The sequence below is a fragment of the Bacillus sp. KNSH39 genome (assembly GCF_052656585.1).
On record NZ_JBQXYO010000001.1, the window covers coordinates 3636307 to 3655470 of the forward strand.

Annotated in this window: 20 protein-coding genes; all 20 read right to left on the reverse strand. The window is 38.0% G+C overall.

Translation table 11 applies throughout. The features are described 5' to 3' along the window. Positions 1–323: 323 nt before the first annotated feature. The 20 genes from fabZ to nuoD all read right to left on the reverse strand — a co-directional run bounded on the left by fabZ (position 324) and on the right by nuoD (position 19162). The gene (gene fabZ / locus ACUL40_RS18615) at positions 324–758 is read right to left on the reverse strand and encodes a 3-hydroxyacyl-ACP dehydratase FabZ (protein ID WP_000931959.1); all 435 of its coding nucleotides are present in this window, start codon (positions 756–758) and stop codon (positions 324–326) included. A gap of 428 nt (positions 759–1186) precedes the next feature. Next, entirely contained in the window at positions 1187–2188 is a 1002-nt protein-coding gene (locus ACUL40_RS18620) for a rod shape-determining protein (RefSeq protein WP_000457978.1), read from the reverse strand. Positions 2189–2348: 160 nt separating this feature from the next. Then, positions 2349–2621, reverse strand: coding sequence for a sporulation transcriptional regulator SpoIIID (spoIIID, locus tag ACUL40_RS18625; RefSeq protein ID WP_000544012.1), 273 nt, complete (start codon positions 2619–2621; stop codon positions 2349–2351). Positions 2622–2928: 307 nt separating this feature from the next. After that, complete coding sequence (locus tag ACUL40_RS18630; RefSeq protein ID WP_000008901.1) at positions 2929–3063, reverse strand: hypothetical protein; 135 nt, start codon at positions 3061–3063, stop codon at positions 2929–2931. A 141-nt stretch (positions 3064–3204) separates the two neighbouring features. Then, positions 3205–4110: a M23 family metallopeptidase gene (locus ACUL40_RS18635; protein WP_088361751.1), complete on the reverse strand. Its 906-nt coding sequence runs from the start codon at positions 4108–4110 to the stop codon at positions 3205–3207. A gap of 162 nt (positions 4111–4272) precedes the next feature. After that, a complete protein-coding gene (locus ACUL40_RS18640; protein ID WP_033696077.1) occupies positions 4273–4977 on the reverse strand; it encodes an ABC transporter permease in 705 nt (234 codons plus the stop codon). Beyond that, positions 4977–5819, reverse strand: a complete 843-nt coding sequence (locus ACUL40_RS18645) for an ABC transporter ATP-binding protein (RefSeq protein ID WP_000170866.1) — start codon at positions 5817–5819, stop codon at positions 4977–4979. Before ACUL40_RS18645 ends, ACUL40_RS18640 begins: the two co-directional genes overlap by 1 nt. A gap of 181 nt (positions 5820–6000) precedes the next feature. Beyond that, positions 6001–7008, reverse strand: a complete 1008-nt coding sequence (locus ACUL40_RS18650; RefSeq protein WP_445422782.1) for a LytTR family transcriptional regulator DNA-binding domain-containing protein — start codon at positions 7006–7008, stop codon at positions 6001–6003. Between the two features lie 100 nt (positions 7009–7108). After that, the gene (gene spoIID, locus ACUL40_RS18655) at positions 7109–8128 is read right to left on the reverse strand and encodes a stage II sporulation protein D (protein WP_000672662.1); all 1020 of its coding nucleotides are present in this window, start codon (positions 8126–8128) and stop codon (positions 7109–7111) included. A 206-nt stretch (positions 8129–8334) separates the two neighbouring features. Beyond that, positions 8335–9639 carry a UDP-N-acetylglucosamine 1-carboxyvinyltransferase gene (gene murA / locus ACUL40_RS18660; RefSeq protein WP_000411274.1) on the reverse strand — a complete coding sequence of 435 codons (1305 nt, stop codon included), beginning with the start codon at positions 9637–9639 and terminating at the stop codon, positions 8335–8337. Positions 9640–9678: 39 nt separating this feature from the next. Further along, positions 9679–10383, reverse strand: coding sequence for a YwmB family TATA-box binding protein (locus ACUL40_RS18665; RefSeq protein WP_000767900.1), 705 nt, complete (start codon positions 10381–10383; stop codon positions 9679–9681). Between the two features lie 51 nt (positions 10384–10434). Then, a complete protein-coding gene (locus ACUL40_RS18670; RefSeq protein WP_000057889.1) occupies positions 10435–10671 on the reverse strand; it encodes a DUF1146 family protein in 237 nt (78 codons plus the stop codon). Positions 10672–10873: 202 nt separating this feature from the next. Next, positions 10874–12388: an NADH-quinone oxidoreductase subunit NuoN gene (gene nuoN, locus ACUL40_RS18675; RefSeq protein WP_033687557.1), complete on the reverse strand. Its 1515-nt coding sequence runs from the start codon at positions 12386–12388 to the stop codon at positions 10874–10876. A 7-nt stretch (positions 12389–12395) separates the two neighbouring features. Continuing rightward, complete coding sequence (locus ACUL40_RS18680) at positions 12396–13898, reverse strand: NADH-quinone oxidoreductase subunit M (protein ID WP_445422781.1); 1503 nt, start codon at positions 13896–13898, stop codon at positions 12396–12398. Beyond that, positions 13895–15757, reverse strand: coding sequence for an NADH-quinone oxidoreductase subunit L (nuoL, locus tag ACUL40_RS18685; protein WP_016125745.1), 1863 nt, complete (start codon positions 15755–15757; stop codon positions 13895–13897). The genes ACUL40_RS18680 and nuoL overlap by 4 nt, the downstream gene beginning before the upstream one ends. Before the next feature lie 30 nt (positions 15758–15787). Further along, positions 15788–16102 carry an NADH-quinone oxidoreductase subunit NuoK gene (gene nuoK / locus ACUL40_RS18690; RefSeq protein WP_000100079.1) on the reverse strand — a complete coding sequence of 105 codons (315 nt, stop codon included), beginning with the start codon at positions 16100–16102 and terminating at the stop codon, positions 15788–15790. Continuing rightward, a complete protein-coding gene (locus ACUL40_RS18695; RefSeq protein ID WP_445422780.1) occupies positions 16095–16619 on the reverse strand; it encodes an NADH-quinone oxidoreductase subunit J in 525 nt (174 codons plus the stop codon). Before ACUL40_RS18695 ends, nuoK begins: the two co-directional genes overlap by 8 nt. Continuing rightward, positions 16616–17035: an NADH-quinone oxidoreductase subunit NuoI gene (nuoI, locus tag ACUL40_RS18700; RefSeq protein ID WP_000677191.1), complete on the reverse strand. Its 420-nt coding sequence runs from the start codon at positions 17033–17035 to the stop codon at positions 16616–16618. The genes ACUL40_RS18695 and nuoI overlap by 4 nt, the downstream gene beginning before the upstream one ends. Positions 17036–17060: 25 nt before the next feature. Beyond that, positions 17061–18062: an NADH-quinone oxidoreductase subunit NuoH gene (gene nuoH, locus ACUL40_RS18705; protein WP_000568570.1), complete on the reverse strand. Its 1002-nt coding sequence runs from the start codon at positions 18060–18062 to the stop codon at positions 17061–17063. Beyond that, a complete protein-coding gene (gene nuoD / locus ACUL40_RS18710; protein ID WP_000621444.1) occupies positions 18062–19162 on the reverse strand; it encodes an NADH-quinone oxidoreductase subunit NuoD in 1101 nt (366 codons plus the stop codon). Before nuoD ends, nuoH begins: the two co-directional genes overlap by 1 nt. Positions 19163–19164: the final 2 nt, after the last annotated feature.

The following is a 19164-nucleotide window of genomic DNA, read 5'->3' on the forward strand; positions in this document are numbered from 1 at the left end:
AATGCGACATTTCCCTTTTCTCTCTCTTATGCTCGATTTCATACGTCTAATTAATATTCTTGCTGAGTTCCCCACATTTCATCATAATCAATAACATCCTACTTTGTCTTATTTAAGTACCTTAACAATATGACAATGCCCTTATTTCTTTATTACCTTTATCACTTATCCTGTTTTCTAGATAAATAATAAAGTAAGTATATGGTAATTACCATCTATTTACAAGGTGTTTTCTGATTAGTTTGTATATTATCTTTTCATCGTTATATAACAGTAAATAAAAAATCCCCTTGTCTTTTCACAAGGAGATTTTTTAGTACTATCTATTCTTTTTTATCACCAATCGCAAATGTAATTTCTGCCTCACATGCAACTTCACCATCTACTGTTGCGATTGCTTTTCCTTTTCCAATTGGGCCGCGTACGCGTGTCATTTCTACTTCTAGACGAAGCTGATCGCCTGGGCGTACTTGTTTTTTGAAACGGCAATTGTCGATACCTGCAAAGAAAGCAAGTCTTCCGCGGTTTTCTTCTTTCTTTAATACTGCAACTGCTCCGACTTGCGCTAATGCTTCTACAATAAGTACACCAGGCATAACTGCATAGTCAGGGAAGTGTCCGTTAAAGAATTCTTCGTTTGCGGATACATTTTTAATCCCAACCGCTCTTTTGCCTTCATCTACTTCTAATATTTTATCAACAAGTAAAAATGGATAGCGGTGAGGAATGATTTCTTTAATTTGTTCTATATTTAGCATGTAACAATCGCCCCTTTTGTAATATTGGTCTTACCACTTGGACATATTGCTATTATCCCATTTTGTTTATTGTTTGTCATTACAAAGTAACATTTTATATTTAGCACAACTTCCAAAAAAAATGCACACACTCTATTCCATTAAAATAGTTGCACATTTTTGCAACTGACACGGAGGTGGAAAGGAGTGTATGCCCAAATTAGGGAAAGGCAATATGTATTGAAACATTATTTGCCTTAATGTCGTATTCGACTCATTATATTATAAACGTTTTCAATTAAGGAAATATTAAATTTAACCATATATATGAATATTTTACCTGTTTCCTTCATATTTCTCTATTTTCCTTCCATTTTCGCAAAAAATCAAAATAAAAAAATATAAAAACGAAAAAAAAGAACTAAGGCATTAGCCTTAGTTCTTTCAAATTATCTCAAAGCACGCTTTGGTAATCTGTCGATATTCTCTAACATAATACCTGTACCAACCGCAACGCAGTGCATTGGGTTTTCAGCAATTAATACTGGTACTTTTAGTTCTTCTGCTAGAAGCATGTCGATACCGTGTAGTAAAGCTCCACCGCCTGTTAGAATAACACCGCGGTCGATGATATCTGCAGATAATTCTGGTGGTGTGCGCTCTAATACACCTTTTGCAGCTTGTACAATAACAGCTGCATTTTCTTTTAATGCTTCTGTAATTTCTTCAGAGCATACTGTAATTGTACGTGGTAAGCCTGTTACCATGTCACGTCCGCGAATTTCAAGCTCTTCGCTACGTGCACCTGGGAATACTGTACCAACTTTAATTTTAATATCTTCTGAAGTACGTTCTCCGATTAATAGCTTATACTTACGTTTAATATAGTTTAAGATCTCCATATCAAACTTATCGCCAGCCATTTTGATAGAGGAAGAGGTAACAATATCACCCATAGATAGTACAGCGATATCTGTTGTACCTCCACCAATATCAACAACCATGTTACCGCTTGGTTGGAAGATTTCCATACCAGCACCAACTGCGGCTACTTTTGGTTCTTCTTCTAAAAATACTGTTTTACCACCTGAACGTTCAGCAGCTTCACGAATTGCTTTTTGTTCTACTGATGTAATATTTGTTGGACAACAAATTAAAATACGAGGTTTTGAAAAGAAGCTCTTTACGTCCAATTTGTTAATGAAATACTTTAACATTGCTTCTGTAATTTCGAAGTCTGCGATTACACCATCTTTAAGTGGACGAATTGCTACAATATTACCCGGCGTACGTCCCACCATACTTCTCGCTTCTTCACCTACTGCTAATACTTTACCACTATTACGATCGATTGCCACAACAGATGGCTCATTTAATACAATACCCTTACCTTTAACATGAATTAATACGTTAGCCGTACCTAGGTCAATTCCGATATCTCGCGCAAACATTCCCGTTTTTTCCTCCTCGATATTCAAAATCAGGTTACACCCGAATTCTTTTCACCTAATTTCTGATTTTATCATAAATTTAACAGAAACGTAATATTCGCAAAAAGAATTCTTCTGAAAAATATTACCGAATGTGAACGGAATGTTTGCTACTGTAACATTATTGACGTACAGGCTTCTCTACATCTTCTTTTCTATACTTTTGCTTTGTTGCTTCTCCACCTCTTAAATGACGAATAGACTTATGATAATCAAGAATTTCTTTCACTTCATTTGCGAGCTCTGGATTAATTTCTGGTAGACGTTCTGTTAAATCTTTATGGACTGTACTCTTTGATACCCCAAATTCCTTTGCAATGACACGCACTGTCTTTCTTGTCTCCACGATATACTTACCAATCTTGATAGTTCTCTCTTTGATGTAATCGTGCACACCACTCGCCTCCCTAATTTGGATGTGAGAAGGGTGAAATGAGCCTCGCTGCATACGACTAAGAAGTAAGTGTGAGTGCTGTTTGTAAGCGTTAAACATTCTTGGATTTATAATGAAATGATTCACGATTTCTCACCTCAAACACTCTCTTTGCTTTGGTTTATACCATTGTATTGCCCGCACTACTGATATATGCTACATGTTCACTATTTTTGCGGACTAAGTTAAGAAAAATTACGTTTTTTTGTGAGAAATACGTTAACAGTGACTATTTTGGCGAAAAAAATGACACCTTATGTATAAGGCGTCATTCTTCTCTTTCAAACTCTTCTTCTAATAATTGATGGTGGGGAACCTCTTTCTTACCGGCAATATAATAATATAAGGTGAATAAAACAAACAATAAAATAATAGCAGTCGACAGAACAAATAAAAATGACACAGTATCCCCTCCCTTTTGTAATATATATTCGAGAATCTCGTCATTTTTCCTTGTTTTTGCAACTTTTTTCTCGAAATTGAGTATTTTTATATAAAAATAAAAAAATCAGCTCCCCTAGTGGGAACTGATTTTTTCACTTTCTTATTCTTGTGAAGAAGAATCGTTAGATGATTCTGTAGAACCATTTGTTGATTTTTCTTCTTTCTTCGGTTCTTCTTTTTTGTCACTAGTTGAACCGCTTGTTGATTTCTCTTCTTTTTGAGACTTGTCTTCTGTTTTACTTTCTGGTTTCGTGCTCGTTGACTTCTCTTCTTTTTGAGATTTGTCATCAGCTTTTTTACCAGAAGCATTCGTAGCCTTTGCAGCACCTGCATCAGCTTTAATTTCTGTTACTGATTTATTTAAGTAACGTTCAGGGTTCACAGCCACATTGTCTTTACGTACTTCAAAGTGAACGTGAGAGCCTGCCTCTTTATTCATTGCACTTAGACCGGATGTTCCTAATACTTCACCTTGTGCAACTCTTGCACCTTTTTCTACTTTCACACTGCCTAAGCTTTGATAAGATACCGCTACACCATTTCCACTATCAACTGTTACAACATAACCAAGAAGTGAATCTTTTTCAGCTTTCGTTACTGTACCACTTAAAGCAGCAGCAACATTGAATTCTTTTCCATTCTTCGCAGCAATGTCAATTCCTTTGTTCGGGGAATATGTGTTGTTATAAAAGACAAGTGCTTTTTCTTGTTCCGCCTCAGTTGCTGCATCTTCATAGAATTTCTTCTGTACGACTACTTCCGCATTCGCGGCAGCTGGCATTTTCACTACTTCTGAAGATTTCGTTACTGGTACTGCTGGATCTTCCGATTGTGTATACGGTGTTGCTTGATCGTGGTTTGGATTCTTCTTCGGATTAGCTCCTTGGAACCATAGCGCAACCATTAAGATTACCGCTGCACAAGCAATGTATAGTGCCGGAAACACCCATCTTTTTTGAAATAAATGTACTACCTTTTGCGACTTTTTATTATTTCTTCCTCGCATTCCATCATCACCTCAGCAATCATTTTGAACAATATTCACGTATCCTATACAACGTATAACTAATTACTTTTCGACAAAATCTGTAAAAATATGTATAAGAACTGTAAAATTTCCGAGGAAATGATAGAAAAAAGAAAAAACTGAGCACTTTTAGCTCAGTTTTTAGTCTAATTGTTTCTTTTTATATACGATTAAACATACAACGAGCGATATAATAAGCCAAACTGCAACATTTAATACATGCCCACTAATACTACTAAATCCCGCCCCACCTACTAAGCTTTTAAGTGCTTTCACAATATGAGATGTTGGAAGATATCCAATCATCGTCTTAATTACTTTATTTTCAACCATTGGCTCAAACTGTACAGCCAAATACATCGTCATTAATATCGGCATTCCAATTATTGATGTTTGTGGTACAGAAGATGCAAGTAATCCGATCATTGTTCCAAGTACGATAAACAAAATAGTTCCGCATAAGAATATCAATCCTACCAATGGAAGGTTAATATTTAACTGATCTAAAATGAATAAATTTGCAATACAAATGACCATTGTCAGACCCGATGTTAATAAACTCTTTCCAAGTAGAACTTCAACCGAAGATGCCGGTGATAGCATTAATACACGCAATGTATGTTTTTCTTTTTCTTCTGCAATTACCATAGATTGAACAAAGCCTGCGACAAATAGGAAGGCCGTTATAGTAGTAATACCTAACATTTCCTTTCCCACTCCAAATCTGCTAAACAAAAATGAAAGTATAATTGGTAAAAATGCCATTAACAACACTTGTGAATTTGTCTTAAAATCTTGTATTTCTTTTCTAAAAATAGCTGATACACGTCTCATTGAAAATGTCATTATAATCCCCTCCCAGTAACTTCAATAAAGATATCGCCTAGCGTTGGTTCGTGTGAATGAATAGATAACAGTTCGCCCTTTTTCATCCATTCTGAAATACGATTTGCGCCTAATTCATCTTTTTGCACTACTTCTTTTCGTTTACCTTTTAATACGACCTCTATTTGATCCTTAGCGTATTGTAAGCGCAGGTTCTCTGGCGTATCGAGTGCTACAATTTCTCCGCCACAAAGGAAGGCAATGCGGTTACAAAGCGTTTCTGCTTCATCCATGTTGTGAGTCGTTAAGAAAATCGTCGTTCCTTCTTCATTTAAGTCTTTTAAGATTTTATGAATGTTTTGTACGTTTACTGGATCAAGTGCAGATGTTGGTTCATCTAAGAAGAGGATATCTGGTTTATGAAGGATTGCTCTCGCTAGTGTGACGCGTTGCTTCATTCCCTTTGATAGTTTCTTTACTGGTGTTTTTTTATCATCTAATAAATTTACTTGTGTTAGTACTTCATCGATTCGTTCTTTTTTGCAATCGTATAAGTCACAAAATAATAGTAAGTTATCATAAATGCTAAGTCTTTCATATAAGCCGCTGTTATCTGTTAAAATACCAATTCGTTTGTAATCGATGCTACTTGGTCCTGTAATATCTTTCCCTAATACTCTTACCGTTCCAACACTATGAAGCAATTGAGAAGTTAAAATTTTTACTGTTGTCGTCTTACCAGATCCACTCGGTCCGAGGAATCCGAATATCTCTCCTTGCTTCACCTCAATATTTACATTTCGAAGTGCCGTTTTTCCACTGAAACTTTTCATTACATCTTTCATTTCAATTGCCAATGTCATTTCTTCATCCCCTTTGTTTTTCTTCTTTATAGATAAAAGTCGCTTTAGCGCTTTTCGTTCGTTTGTTTCGCTTTTCTTGACTCAATCATATGAAAAACAAAGGGATTACGCAGTAAAATACCGGTAAAAGGAGTATTTTTACCGGTGAATGAATCGCATGTTGAGCTTATTGGAGCACTTTTTATAGCACAATCACACCTTTTAATTCATCCATGCGTCCTTTTGAAAGCGGGATTGAACTTTTTCTTTCGTCGTCTAAAATTAAGCTAAAACTGTTACGAGTCCAAGTAATCACTTCTCGCACTCTTTGTAAATTCACAAGATACGAGCGATGACATCTAAAGAAACCAAAACCTGTTAACCTTGCTTCTAGTTCGCTTAATGTTAATGTACATACGAAATCTCCTTCACGAACGTGAATATGTGTCACTCCGTTTTGCGTTTCAATGAAATGGATTTCCATCGGATCAAGTAAAATGATTTTATCGTTCACTTTCGCAGGTATTCTTTCTAACTTCATTTGCGGAATTATTTGAACGACCTTCTCTTCATCGACTTTTTCTGCTTCCTCTTGTTCAATTTCTACTTTTTTCACACCATCATTGTTTAGTATGTATACATCTTCCGTTAACGAAAGGGCATCGGATAGGAAAGATGACGTAATAAAAATCGCCTTTCCTTGCTCTTTCATTTTCATGATTGCTTTTCGAATAATAACCGTACTCTCTATATCTACATTTTGCTCCGGTTCTTCCAAAATGATTAAATCCGGATTATGAATCATCACTCGTCCGATATGAAGACGGCGTTTCTCTGAAAATGATAATTTTTCTATTTTAACGTTTAGTTTATCTAGGAGACCAACAGACTGCACAACTTCTTCTATACTTATCTTTGATTCATAAAGCCCTAATAGAAATTTGAAGTATTCTTTCACCTTCAAACGATCATATGCCTCATCTTTCAAAAAACAAAAACCGATGCGGGAATAATTTTTCTTTCCAATTGCTTCTCCTTCAAACAGTACATTGCCAGTCGACGCCTCTTCTTCACCAATAATGATGCGGTGTAACACTTTAGCTGTATGATTATTGCATTGCAAAACAATACATTGTCCCTTCTCCACCTCTAGCTCAATTGCCGGTAACTGGTTCGCCTTCCCTAATTGTTTCAACTCTAGTAACGCCATTTCATTTCCCCCAAATGCCTTTTTATCCTATTATATCAAACAGTTAATGGAAAATTATGATATTTTAAACAGAAAAAAATAGGTGCCAGAGTTCTGACACCTATTTCTTCACCATCAATTTTCCTTCATAATCATTCATCGTCTTTATTGCAACGCCTTTATAGTAATGAGCGACGATATCTGTATATTTCTTTCCTTCCGCTGCCATGCCGTTCGCCCCGTATTGACTCATACCAACGCCGTGACCGAAACCTTTCGTCGTAACGATGATTTTATCTCCTTGTTGTTTCCACGTAAAATCAGAAGAACGTAAATCTAACTTTTCACGAACTTCTTTTCCAGTTAATGTTTTTCCTTGAAAAGCTACATCCTTTACGCGCTTTCCTTCCGTAAGGTCTTTAATATTGCCAACCTTTCCGTCTGCTAGCACTTTCACACCGAGACGTTTTTGAAAATCAGCTACTGTAAATGTTTGCTCGCTCGTAAACTTTGGAGAGGCTTGATCCCACGGACTATCTACACTTTTCAAGTACGGATAATCATTTCCCCAATAGTCAGCTGCATTTTCTGTTCGACCATTACTCGTTGAAAAGAAGGATGCTGAAATTGGTTTTCCATCATACGTTAAAACTTGTCCTGCTGTTTTCGAAACGGCTTCTTCGATTTTCTTCAAATTATTTTCGTAGTTATTACCCCATTGCTTCTTCAATTCATCTTTGCTTTTGTACACTTGATCTTTCACCGTATCTGTCACGTCCGCATTATTTTTCTTTCCTCCGCTTAGCATACGTTGTACTACAAATGTTCTCGCTGCTAATGCCTGCGCCTTTAGTGCCTCTATTTCAAAACTGGCATTCATCTCAGAAGCTACTACACCTGTCACATACTCCTCCACTGGTAATGTTTCTACCTTCTTCTGTTTTTCGCGATATACAGCAACTTGAACAGCTGTATCTACTTTTCCTGGAGCTGGTATGCTTTCTATCGCTGGAGGAGTTTTAGAGGCCGTTTCTTCCCCTACTTTTGCTTTCGCAAATGGAATAACAAGGGCTGCAGGTACAATGATAACGAGCGCTATTAAGAGCGCTACTGTAATAAAAAGTGGCTTTGAAAATTTCATCCTATTTTCCTCCAATATAAAAGCTTTACTCCATTCATTCTTATGGAACAACTCTTTCTTTTAGAACATACTTAAGGGGAAGAGTATAAAACAGAAATTTTCTAAATATTTTTACTGGTACGTGCATAAGTATAGAATTTATTGACTATAACAGTAATAACCAAAAAAAATAGCCCCTATGTCAAAAGACATAGAGACTATTTTAATTAAGCGTGAAGATCAGAAACTTCTTGTTCTTTCACTTCTTCTACTTTTTCGTTTACACGTTCAATAGTTGCACCTAATGCAGCTAATTTCTTATGGAAGTTTACATAGCCACGGTCAAGATGTTTTAACTCAGTTACACGAGTATAACCTTCTGATACTAAACCAGCTAAGATTAATGCAGCTGCAGCACGTAAGTCAGTTGCTGCTACTTCAGCACCTTGTAAGCTGTTTGGACCGTTCATAATAACAGAACGACCTTCAATTTTAATATCAGCATTCATACGACGGAATTCTTCAACGTGCATAAAGCGGTTTTCGAATACCGTTTCTGTAATCATGCTTGTTCCATCAGCTTGTAGTAATAATGCCATCATTTGTGATTGCATGTCTGTTGGGAAACCTGGGTGAGGCATAGTTTTAATATCAACCGCTTTTAACTTATCTGGGCCGATAACACGTACACCTTCGTTTTCCTCAATAATTTTAACACCCATTTCTTCCATTTTCGCTGTAATTGAGCGTAAATGTTCAGGTACAGCATTTTCAATTAAGATGTCTCCACCAGTAATTGCTGCTGCAACCATGAATGTTCCCGCTTCAATACGGTCAGGAATAATAGAGTGGTTTGCACCATATAATTTATCAACGCCTTCGATACGAATCGTTCCAGTTCCAGCTCCGCGTACTTTCGCTCCCATCGCATTTAAGAAGTTAGCTAAGTCAACGATTTCTGGTTCTTTCGCTGCGTTTTCAAGAATTGTTGTCCCTTTTGCTAATGTAGCTGCAGACATAATGTTTTCTGTCGCGCCTACGCTTGGGAAGTCTAAGTAGATTTTAGCTCCTTTTAGTTCTCCCTCAACATATGCCTCAACAAAACCGTTACCAACCTGTACTTTTGCTCCCATTGCTTCGAAGCCTTTTAAATGTTGGTCAATTGGACGTGAACCAATTGCACATCCACCAGGAAGTGCAATACGAGCACGACCGTTACGTGCTAATAATGGTCCCATTACTTGAACAGATGCACGCATTTTACGTACATATTCAAATGGTGCTTCAATGTTTAGTTCTTTAGAAGAATCGATTGTTACTTGATTATTTTCAAATACGACTTCAGCATTTAAATGACGTAATACCTCATTAATTGTGTATACATCAGACAAAACTGGTACTTCAGATAGTACATTCTTTCCATCACTCGCTAATAGGGCTGCAGCGATTATAGGTAATACAGCATTTTTTGCGCCCTCAACACGCACTGTGCCGTTTAACCGCTTTCCGCCACGGACGATGATCTTTTCCAAATTATTCCCCTCCGTGTCCTTTTTTCAGTATCTATTCACTCAATACTCAGAAGTTATGATCGGTGTGCCAACCACAATTGTATCTTTGTTGTCTGTAGAACGTATTGCTATTTGCACATTTATTTTCTCTCTATTTGTTGAAAGAGCGTCATCCCACTTTTTATTGTATGCGGAGACTGACACAAATGCTCTTTCTTCTACTTGTTCGATCGCTCTTGCTGAAAGATCTTTCAAAACCTGATTGGTTTTATTTTGCAAAACACCTTCAATCTTATCATTCAGTACACCTTGAACACAAGTGTAAATTATAGGTTTTTCACTAAAAATTTTATTCATGTTTTGAACATACTTCGGGTCCCATTTCGCCCCACTTACTTCAAAGATAATGAAAGTGTTTTCTTTAGTATTTTCTTTACTCCAAGTTACTACTACTCGTTCTTCATAAGAAGAAAGCTTTTTATAGGATGTAGCTTTATATCCATCTGGAGATTGCTCTACTTCCCACTTTTGAATATTTGCCTTTTCCTTCACATCGTTTAACAACTTTTGAAACGTATGTATGTTAGAAATTGTTTTTGTTTCTCTCGCTAACCATGACCATTTTTCTACTTTAGCATCATTTTTCTCTAAAGCCTTGATCATGCTCTCCATTTTATGTTCATCGCTTATCGGTTTCATCTCTCTATATCCAACCAAAAATAAAACAACACTAAGTGCAACAATAAGAATGGCTTTAAGCTTCAATTTCATCCCCTCCTATCCCCATTGTTAACGGAGATTTGAGGTTCTATACACTTACTTTACTAAATACGTTAAACTCTTCGAATAGCCTAAATAATCAAGGAAAAAGTTACTTACAGATGTCCCAATTGCAATTGTAATTAAGATGAGTAATACTCGCGTCTGCAGCACTTTTCCGGACTTCATTAAACGCTCAATGTGAATGCCTTGTAAGGCCCACCACGTAATGGTAATAAACAATAAATGCGAAACAATGGCAATCAGTGCTTGTTGCCCTAAAAGTTGTGCCAAAAAATCGACCCCTTTTTACTCAGCTACTACTTATGAAAGAATATAAAAACGATACCATAATAAGTAGGAGCTACACTTTTTCAAATGCACATAGACATCTTACATTTTACATCGTGATTTTCTTTCCAAAAACGTATATCTACATTACAAGTTAACACAAAATAAAAAGCGCAGAGTACTGACTCCACACCTTTTATTTTCACTATTGTACCACGTTCCCTAAGAAGAAGAAATCTTTCATTAATGGAAAATATTCATAAAAGAAATTGTACCCAATCATCGGCATAATCCCTAGTATTACAATCGAAATTGCACAAAGACTCATAACAACCTTTATATTTAACGGTAACCGTATTCTCTCTTCTGTCTCTCCGGTGCGGAAAAACATTTGTTGTAAAATACGGAAATAATATACGAATGAAACAACTGTCGTACCCATCATAATCGAAGCTAGTACGTAATGTGCTGGCTCTACATGAAGTGCGCCTAAAAAGATATTAATCTTTCCAATGAATCCAGCTGTTCCTGGTATCCCAGCCAACGATAAAATAAAAATTGTCATCATTATCGCTGTAAATGGCGACCTTTTATATAAACCTGTGAAAATTGTTATATTTTCCTCATCATTTTGTAAGATTAAGCCGTGGATAATGGCAAATGCGCCTATATTCATAAGCATGTATGCCAGCATATAAAACCACATGCTATCCATCGTAAATGGTGATAATGCCACAAGTGGAACGAGTAAATACCCCGCATGTGCAATGCCTGAATAAGCAAATAAACGCTTTATATTGTATTGTTTTAACGCGACTACATTCCCAACAATCATCGTAATACTTGCTAGCACCGCAATATATATACTCATATGCCCATATAAAGATTGCATATCTCCTTGTATTAATACACTTGCAAAGATCATAAGGAACAAACGAATAATGAGTAGGAACCCGGCAATTTTAGAAATCGTTCCAAGAAAAGCAGTAACAGGTGTAGCCGCTCCTTCATACACATCAGGTGCCCACATATGAAACGGCACTGTGGCAATTTTAAATGAGAGACCAACTAGCAATAAAAGAAATGCGAGAGCTAACAATAACTGAATACCACTAGCGAGTTCCCCAGTGAGTACCTTTTGCATATCTACAATGTTAGTTGAACCTGTAATACCGTATAAATAACTCATTCCGAAGAGCGTAATCGCCGTTCCAATTCCTCCGCTAATGACGTATTTCATTGCCGCTTCATTTGATGCACGGCTCTTTTTTCGTATTCCTACTAAAATATAAGAAGAAAGTGAAAGTAACTCCAAACCAACGAAAAGGGTAATAAAATCTACACTAGAAGCCATGAACATCGCACCAAGAAGTGCCATTAAAAATAAGTAATAATATTCACCTTTATCTTCGATTGGATTCTTCTTATCATCGCTCATTGCGGTGCATAAAATGAGGGCTGAGGCACCTAATAGCAACGTTTTAAACCCTTTTGAAAATCCATCTAACACAAACGATCCATTTAAAATATCTCCTGCCGGTTCGCTATATAGAGTAATTAATGACACGATTGCTAATACGATGGCAGCAATCGCACCAAGAGCTACATATCTATGGTTCAGCTTAAAAAACAAATCACATATGGAAAGGAGGATGGCGGCGCCGAGAATAATAAATTCTGGCACCATTAGATGCCACGATAAGCTAAATAACGTATTCATATCCATCCTACTTCACCCCCAATGTTTTCAATGTATTTTGAAGCGGATCCCCTAGTATTTCTGGCATAACTCCAATTGCAATAATACAAAAGATAAGTAGTAAAACAGGGACATACTCCCATCCGTGTATATCAGATTTTGCTTCCCACTCTTTCTTTCCAAATGTCACTTGAAGTGTCGCCCTTAATACATATACAGCGGTTAAAATGATGCCAATCACACCGACTGCAGCAATGACGGGCTCTCCTTGAAATAAACCGAGAAAGGCAAGAAATTCACTAACAAACCCAGACATCCCTGGTAATCCGAGCGATGCCATTCCTCCTGCTAAGAAGAAGCCGCTAAGTACTGGGACACTTTTTGCGAGTCCACCAAGCGCTGTAATGTCTGATGTTCCGAAACGTTGTTCTATAACACCGAGTAAGAAAAACAGCAAGGCTGCAATTAAACCGTGCGATACAACCTGGAATAACGCTCCTTGTGTACCAGGTGCATTAAGTGACGCAAGTCCCATTAACACAATTCCCATATGCGAAATACTAGAGTAAGCCAGTACTTTCCTAAAGTCTGTTTGGATGAGCGCTAAAAAGGCACCGTATAATAAATTAATTACGCCTAATATCGCAATTAGTGTTGCAACATCGTGAAAATATTCCGGGAATAGCCCTTTCCCGAAGCGAATAATACCGTACGCTCCAATCTTCAGCAAAACACCCGCATGAAGCATAACTACAGCTGGATGCGCTTCTATGTGTACATTGACCATCCAGCGGTGCAACGGAAAAACAGGTAGTTTAATTGCAAAAGCAATCATTATGGCAATAAATACACTAAGCTGCAAACTACTTGGGATGACGAGTGCTCCCTCTGCGTTTACGCTTCTTAATATCTCTTTCAGCTCCACAATATTTGTTGTACCTGTTTTCGCGAACAAAATTGAGAAAACAATGAGCAAAATAGCTGAGCCAATACCGTTATATATTAAATAACTATACGCAGCCTTTTCACTCGACAATTTTCCCCACTTTCCAATTAATAAGAACATTGGTGGCAACGTAATTTCAAAGAAGATAAAAAACAACATTAAGTTTTGAGCAGCAAAGACGCCGAGCATTCCTATTTCTAGCATGAGTAACAGCATATAAAATGCTTTTAAATTTCTTTTAATAGAAAAGGCTGCAATTGCTGCAAGCATCGCTAGAAGAGCCGTCAGTACCATCATGACAAGTGACAAACCATCAATACCAAGCTCGTAATAAATAGAAAACCACCTTTTATCTACCGCTGTAAAATCGCCGAACTTAATCCATTTCACTTTTTCATCAAATAGTGACAAATTCTTTCCAGAAGCATATGTACAAGCGAGGACGATAGCGATTCCAAATGGCAGTGCCGTTCCAAATAAGCCAAGCGCTCGCACTGTACGCAATTCCTTTTTCGGTGTTAATACAAGCAATAAAATTCCTAAAAGCGGGGAAAAAATGAAGAACGTTAACAACAAATCATTCATCGTAAATCCCCTCCCGTATAGAGCAAAATAATGACGAGTACAGCGAGCGAAACCGCCGTTACAGTACCGTACACTTGTACATTCCCGTTTTGAAGTTTCGATCCAAGGTTACTTGTGCCTCTCACTACACTTGCAATTAAAACTGCAATTCCTTCGACTACATACACTTCAAATAAGCGAAGCACATGAGCGATTCCTTTCGTAATAGGAATCACCGTCATGTTGTATAGTTCATCCACATAATATTTTTCTTTCAAAAGATTATAAAGCGATGTTTCCGTACCCCCAGCCCAATTCCTAGAAATTGATTTCTTCCTATATATGAAATATGCAAGAGCGATTCCCGCAAATGAAACGAGTGTCGCAACAATCATAATCCAAACTGGTCCATGCGTTTCTTCAACCTTAAACCCTACATCTTTCGTCAACCAATCTCCGAGAAACGTCCCAAACCATGGTGTATTTATATATCCTGCCACTACTGCGAGAACGCCGAGAACAATCATTGGATACGTCATAACGCGAGGCGATTCATGCACTTCTTCCTTCGTCTTCGTTTCTCCAGTAAAGACAAGAAAGTAAAGGCGGAACATATAAAACGCTGTTAAAAATGCCGCAATTACTGCTAAAGTAAATAAAACGTAATTGCCATTCATCCACGTCGCCGCTAAAATTTCATCTTTGCTGAAAAAACCGGAAAGCAGCGGAACACCGCTAATGGCAAGGGTACCTATTAAAAATAGCGTACCAGTTACTTTCATCTTCTTCTGTAAACCGCCCATTTTATTAATGTTTTGCGTATGCACAGCATGAATTACACTTCCTGCCGCCAAAAATAGTAGTGCTTTAAAAAAAGCATGTGTCGTTAAATGAAATATACCAGCTACATAACCGGCAGAACCTAGCGCGAGCATCATATACCCGAGCTGGCTAACTGTAGAATAAGCAAGCACCCTCTTTATATCTGTTTGCACAAGACCGATAGAGGCCGCAAAGATTGCAGTGAAAGCTCCAACGATTGCCACTGTCTGCATCGCCACTGTACTTGCTGAAAATAGAGGGAACATCGTCGCTACTAAATATACGCCAGCTGCGACCATCGTCGCCGCGTGAATAAGTGCCGAAACGGGTGTTGGCCCCTCCATTGCATCTGGCAACCACGTATGAAGCGGGAACTGACCTGATTTCCCCATCGCCCCGATAAAAATTAATATCGCTGTTATTGTAATCATGTAAGGAGGTAGATCCCCTGTATAAATCGCCCTAAATATTGCGTCATATTCAAAACTACCTGCGTACCAAAAAATTAAAATCATCCCGATAAATAAACCAACATCCCCAATACGGGTCATAATAAAAGCCTTTTTTGCAGCAGCCTTCGCTTCTTCTTTAAAGAAATAAAAACCGATAAGTAAAAATGAGCCAAGGCCAACTAATTCCCAAAATATATAAAGTTGTAATAAATTCGTTGATATAACAAGCCCTAACATCGCAAATGTAAAGAGTCCTAAATATGCGTAAAAGGTCGGTAATCGTTCATCACCTTTCATATAACCTTTCGAATACACATGTACAAGTAGACTCACAAGCGTCACGATAAATAACATTAAAGCTCCTAATGCAGTCACTTCAAAGCCGAATGATATATCCACATCTCCAGCTCTAAGCCACACCCACTTATGCTTCACGCTTGCTTCTGAAAACCTTTCTATTAACACAAGTACCGCAAGTATAAAGGAGAGAAAGACGAAAAAAATACTAAGTACGCTGCTTCCTTCTCTAATTTTCTTCCCGAATATAATAAGTAACAAAAACGAAACGAGTGGGAAAAGCGGTATGAGCCATGCATAATCGATCATTGTTTCCTTCCCCCTTTTTCGGTCACAATGCTATCCTTTGAGCGTATCCATTTCATCCACCTGAACTGTCGTACGATTACGATATAAAGCAATTAAAATAGCGAGTCCTACCGCCGCTTCCGCTGCCGCTACAGCCATCGTAAACAGTGAGAAAATTTGACCTGTTAAATTCGGAAATAAGCCTAATTTACTAAACGCCACTAAGTTTAAATTGGCAGCATTCAGCATTAATTCGATACAAACTAATACGATTACTGTATTCCGCTTTGTTAAAGCTCCAAATAGACCGATGCAAAACAAAATAATCGCAAGTGTTAAATATGCAGAAGCTGGAACGCTACTCATTGGAATCCTCCTCTTTCTCGTCCTTTTTCGCAAGTATAATTGCGCCAACGAGTGCTACAAGTAAAATAACTGAAGTTAGTTCAAATGGAATAATATATTTTGAATAGAGAAGCGTACCGATTTGAAGTGTGTTGTTTTCATGGAGAGGTAAACTTCCTTGTGTGCTTTCATTTGCAAAATCAACATTATTAACAGCGAAATACATAACCGCTCCAAATGCTACAACTGCAAAGAAGATAATCCATTTTCGAAGAGTAAGACGCGATTCATTTTCCGCGTTATGTTTCGTTAACATAATGCCGAAAATCATAATAATTGTGATTGCACCAGAGTAAAGTAAAATTTGTGCAACGCCTATAAATTCGGCTGACAAAAGAAAATACAAACCTGCAATGCTGAGAAATGTCAGAACGAGAGCTAGCATCATGTGCATAACTTTCGTTAAGTTCAACATAAGAACAACGCCGATAATTGCAGACAAGGATAGTATAAAGAATGCTACAAACTCGCCATTCATGCCTTATTCTCCTTCCTGACGTTTTCGTCGTTTTCGTCAAGCCACTGCAAATTTTTAAATAAGTCATCACGTGAATATTCCGCGAGTTCAAAGTTATTTGTCATGACAATTGCCTCTGTCGGACAAACTTCTGTACATAAATCACAAAGAATACAAATTTCAAAATTAATATCATACGTGTCGATAATTTTTCCTTTTTTCGTAGGATCCGGATGTTTCTTTCCTGTTAACTGAATACAGTCTGTCGGACAAATGTTAGAGCACTGATTACAAACAATACATTTCTCCGGATAAAATTTTTGAATCCCCCGAAAACGGTCTGGCAACGGCAACGGTTGATTTGGATAATCATACGTTACCTTCTTCTTGCTCAAATTACTTAATGTATATTTTAACCCTTTAAATAGTCCTTTCATCTCTTACTGGCACCCCCCTCATAGATTAGAAGAATAACTCCTTAATCAATGCCGTTAAGAAAATATTTGCAAGTGCAATCGGCAATAATACTTTCCATCCAAACTCCATTAACTGGTCACCTCTTATACGCGGGAACGTAACGCGGAACCAAATTAATAGAAAGACTACACTGCTAAATTTCAAAGCAAACCATACGGCACCTGGGATAAATCCAAGAAACATGACTGGATTCCATCCGCCTAAAAAGAGCACTGTAATTAACGATGCCATCCCGAAGAAATATACGTACTCTGAAAGCATGAAAAACGCCCAGCGAAAACCTGAGTATTCCGTATGATATCCAGAAACAAGTTCTGACTCCGCTTCCGGCAAATCGAATGGCGTCCTATTTAACTCTGCAACTGCTGCGATTAAGAAAACGACGAATCCAATTGGCTGTACGAAAATGTACCAGACCTTCTCCTGCGCCGCTACAATCTCATTTAAATTCAGACTACCAGCTAGCAAAACGATGCCAATTACACTCATTACGAGCGGAATCTCATAAGAAATCATTTGCGCCGCCGCACGCATCCCTCCTAAAAGGGAATATTTATTATTCGATGCCCATCCCCCAGTTACAACACCTATCGTCGTAATACCGGAAACAGCAATATAATAAAGTAGCCCGACTCCAATATCTGCAAATTGAAATTTATCAGTGAACGGGATAACCGCAAGCACCATAAATGCTGGTGCAAATGCAATGACAGGCGCTAATATAAACAGCGGTTTATCTGCTGCTTTCGGAATACTATCTTCTTTCAATAATAGTTTTAAAACATCAGCTACCGTTTGCAGTAAACCGAATCGGCCTCCAACCTGGTTTGGCCCAATCCGCCCTTGCATAAACCCCATCACTTTCCGTTCTGCCAAGATTCCATATGTAACGAAGCCAAGGACTGCAAATAGTAGAAGCACCGCTAATCCGAAAAAAATGAAGAAATTCGTCCAGCTTGAAGGTGATTGTAAGAGCGCCTCAATCATTAGCCATCAACCTCCCCAAGTACAATATCAACTCCACCTAAAATCGTAATTAAATTAGCGATGTTTTCACCTTTCAATAACTTCGGTAAAATTTGCAAGTTATAAAAAGATGGCCTACGAAACTTCAAACGGTACGGCTCTTTCTTTCCGTCACTTGCGATATAACAACCAATCTCTCCGCGCGGCGATTCGATACGTACAAATGCTTCTCCCTTAGGTGCCTTAATAATTTTCGGTACTTTTGCCAGCACAGCTCCATCTTTCGGGAACTGCTGAACCGCTTGCTCAACAATCTTTAAAGACTCCTCGATTTCTTGCATTCGGCAAACGTAGCGATCCCAAGCATCTCCCACGCTTCCAACAGGAATATCAAAATCAAAACGATTATAAATCGAATACGGCTCATCTTTGCGAAGATCCCAGTTTACTCCAGTGCAACGCAAATTTGCTCCGCTTAAAGAATACGAGATCGCTTCTTCCGCGCTATATATACCAACGCCTTTCACACGATTTAAGAAAATCTCATTACCGCTAACAAGATCATGATAACCTGCTAATTGCTCCCTCATATACGGAACAAACTCTTCCACCTTTTCAATCCAACCATCTGGCGCATCCCACTTCACACCACCAACTCTCATATAGTTAAAAGTAAGCCGTGCCCCGCATAATTCATTTAATAAATTTATAATCATCTCTCGTTCACGAAACGCGTACAAAAACGGGCTGACCGCTCCTATATCAAGAAGATTCGTCCCCCACCAAACGAGATGGCTCGCAATTCTTCCTAGCTCCATCGCAAGTACTCGCAAGTATTCGGCACGCTCTGGAATTTCAAGCCCCATCATCGTCTCTACAGCATGGCAAATGACGTAATTATTCGTCATGGCTGATAAATAGTCCATTCGATCTGTATAAGGGATAATTTGCGTATACTGTAAGCTCTCAGCGATCTTTTCCGTCCCGCGATGCAAATATCCAATAACAGGTGTAGCTTCTTTAATAATTTCCCCGTCAATCTTAATTACGAGCCTGAACACACCATGTGTACTCGGATGCTGAGGTCCTACATTCAAAAGCATCTCTTCCGTGCGGATCATAG

Bases quoted from the DNA above. Each gene is read 5' to 3' on its own strand.
- fabZ (WP_000931959.1), bottom strand. From the start codon at position 758: ATGCTAAATATAGAACAAATTAAAGAAATCATTCCTCACCGCTATCCA.
- ACUL40_RS18620 (WP_000457978.1), bottom strand. From the start codon at position 2,188: ATGTTTGCGCGAGATATCGGAATTGACCTAGGTACGGCTAACGTATTA.
- ACUL40_RS18635 (WP_088361751.1), bottom strand. From the start codon at position 4,110: ATGCGAGGAAGAAATAATAAAAAGTCGCAAAAGGTAGTACATTTATTT.
- ACUL40_RS18640 (WP_033696077.1), bottom strand. From the start codon at position 4,977: ATGACATTTTCAATGAGACGTGTATCAGCTATTTTTAGAAAAGAAATA.
- ACUL40_RS18645 (WP_000170866.1), bottom strand. From the start codon at position 5,819: ATGACATTGGCAATTGAAATGAAAGATGTAATGAAAAGTTTCAGTGGA.
- ACUL40_RS18650 (WP_445422782.1), bottom strand. From the start codon at position 7,008: ATGGCGTTACTAGAGTTGAAACAATTAGGGAAGGCGAACCAGTTACCG.
- spoIID (WP_000672662.1), bottom strand. From the start codon at position 8,128: ATGAAATTTTCAAAGCCACTTTTTATTACAGTAGCGCTCTTAATAGCG.
- nuoN (WP_033687557.1), bottom strand. From the start codon at position 12,388: ATGAATACGTTATTTAGCTTATCGTGGCATCTAATGGTGCCAGAATTT.
- ACUL40_RS18680 (WP_445422781.1), bottom strand. From the start codon at position 13,898: ATGAATGATTTGTTGTTAACGTTCTTCATTTTTTCCCCGCTTTTAGGA.
- nuoL (WP_016125745.1), bottom strand. From the start codon at position 15,757: ATGATCGATTATGCATGGCTCATACCGCTTTTCCCACTCGTTTCGTTT.
- nuoK (WP_000100079.1), bottom strand. From the start codon at position 16,102: ATGAGTAGCGTTCCAGCTTCTGCATATTTAACACTTGCGATTATTTTG.
- ACUL40_RS18695 (WP_445422780.1), bottom strand. From the start codon at position 16,619: ATGAATGGCGAGTTTGTAGCATTCTTTATACTATCCTTGTCTGCAATT.
- nuoI (WP_000677191.1), bottom strand. From the start codon at position 17,035: ATGAAAGGACTATTTAAAGGGTTAAAATATACATTAAGTAATTTGAGC.
- nuoH (WP_000568570.1), bottom strand. From the start codon at position 18,062: ATGATTGAGGCGCTCTTACAATCACCTTCAAGCTGGACGAATTTCTTC.
- nuoD (WP_000621444.1), bottom strand. From the start codon at position 19,162: ATGATCCGCACGGAAGAGATGCTTTTGAATGTAGGACCTCAGCATCCG.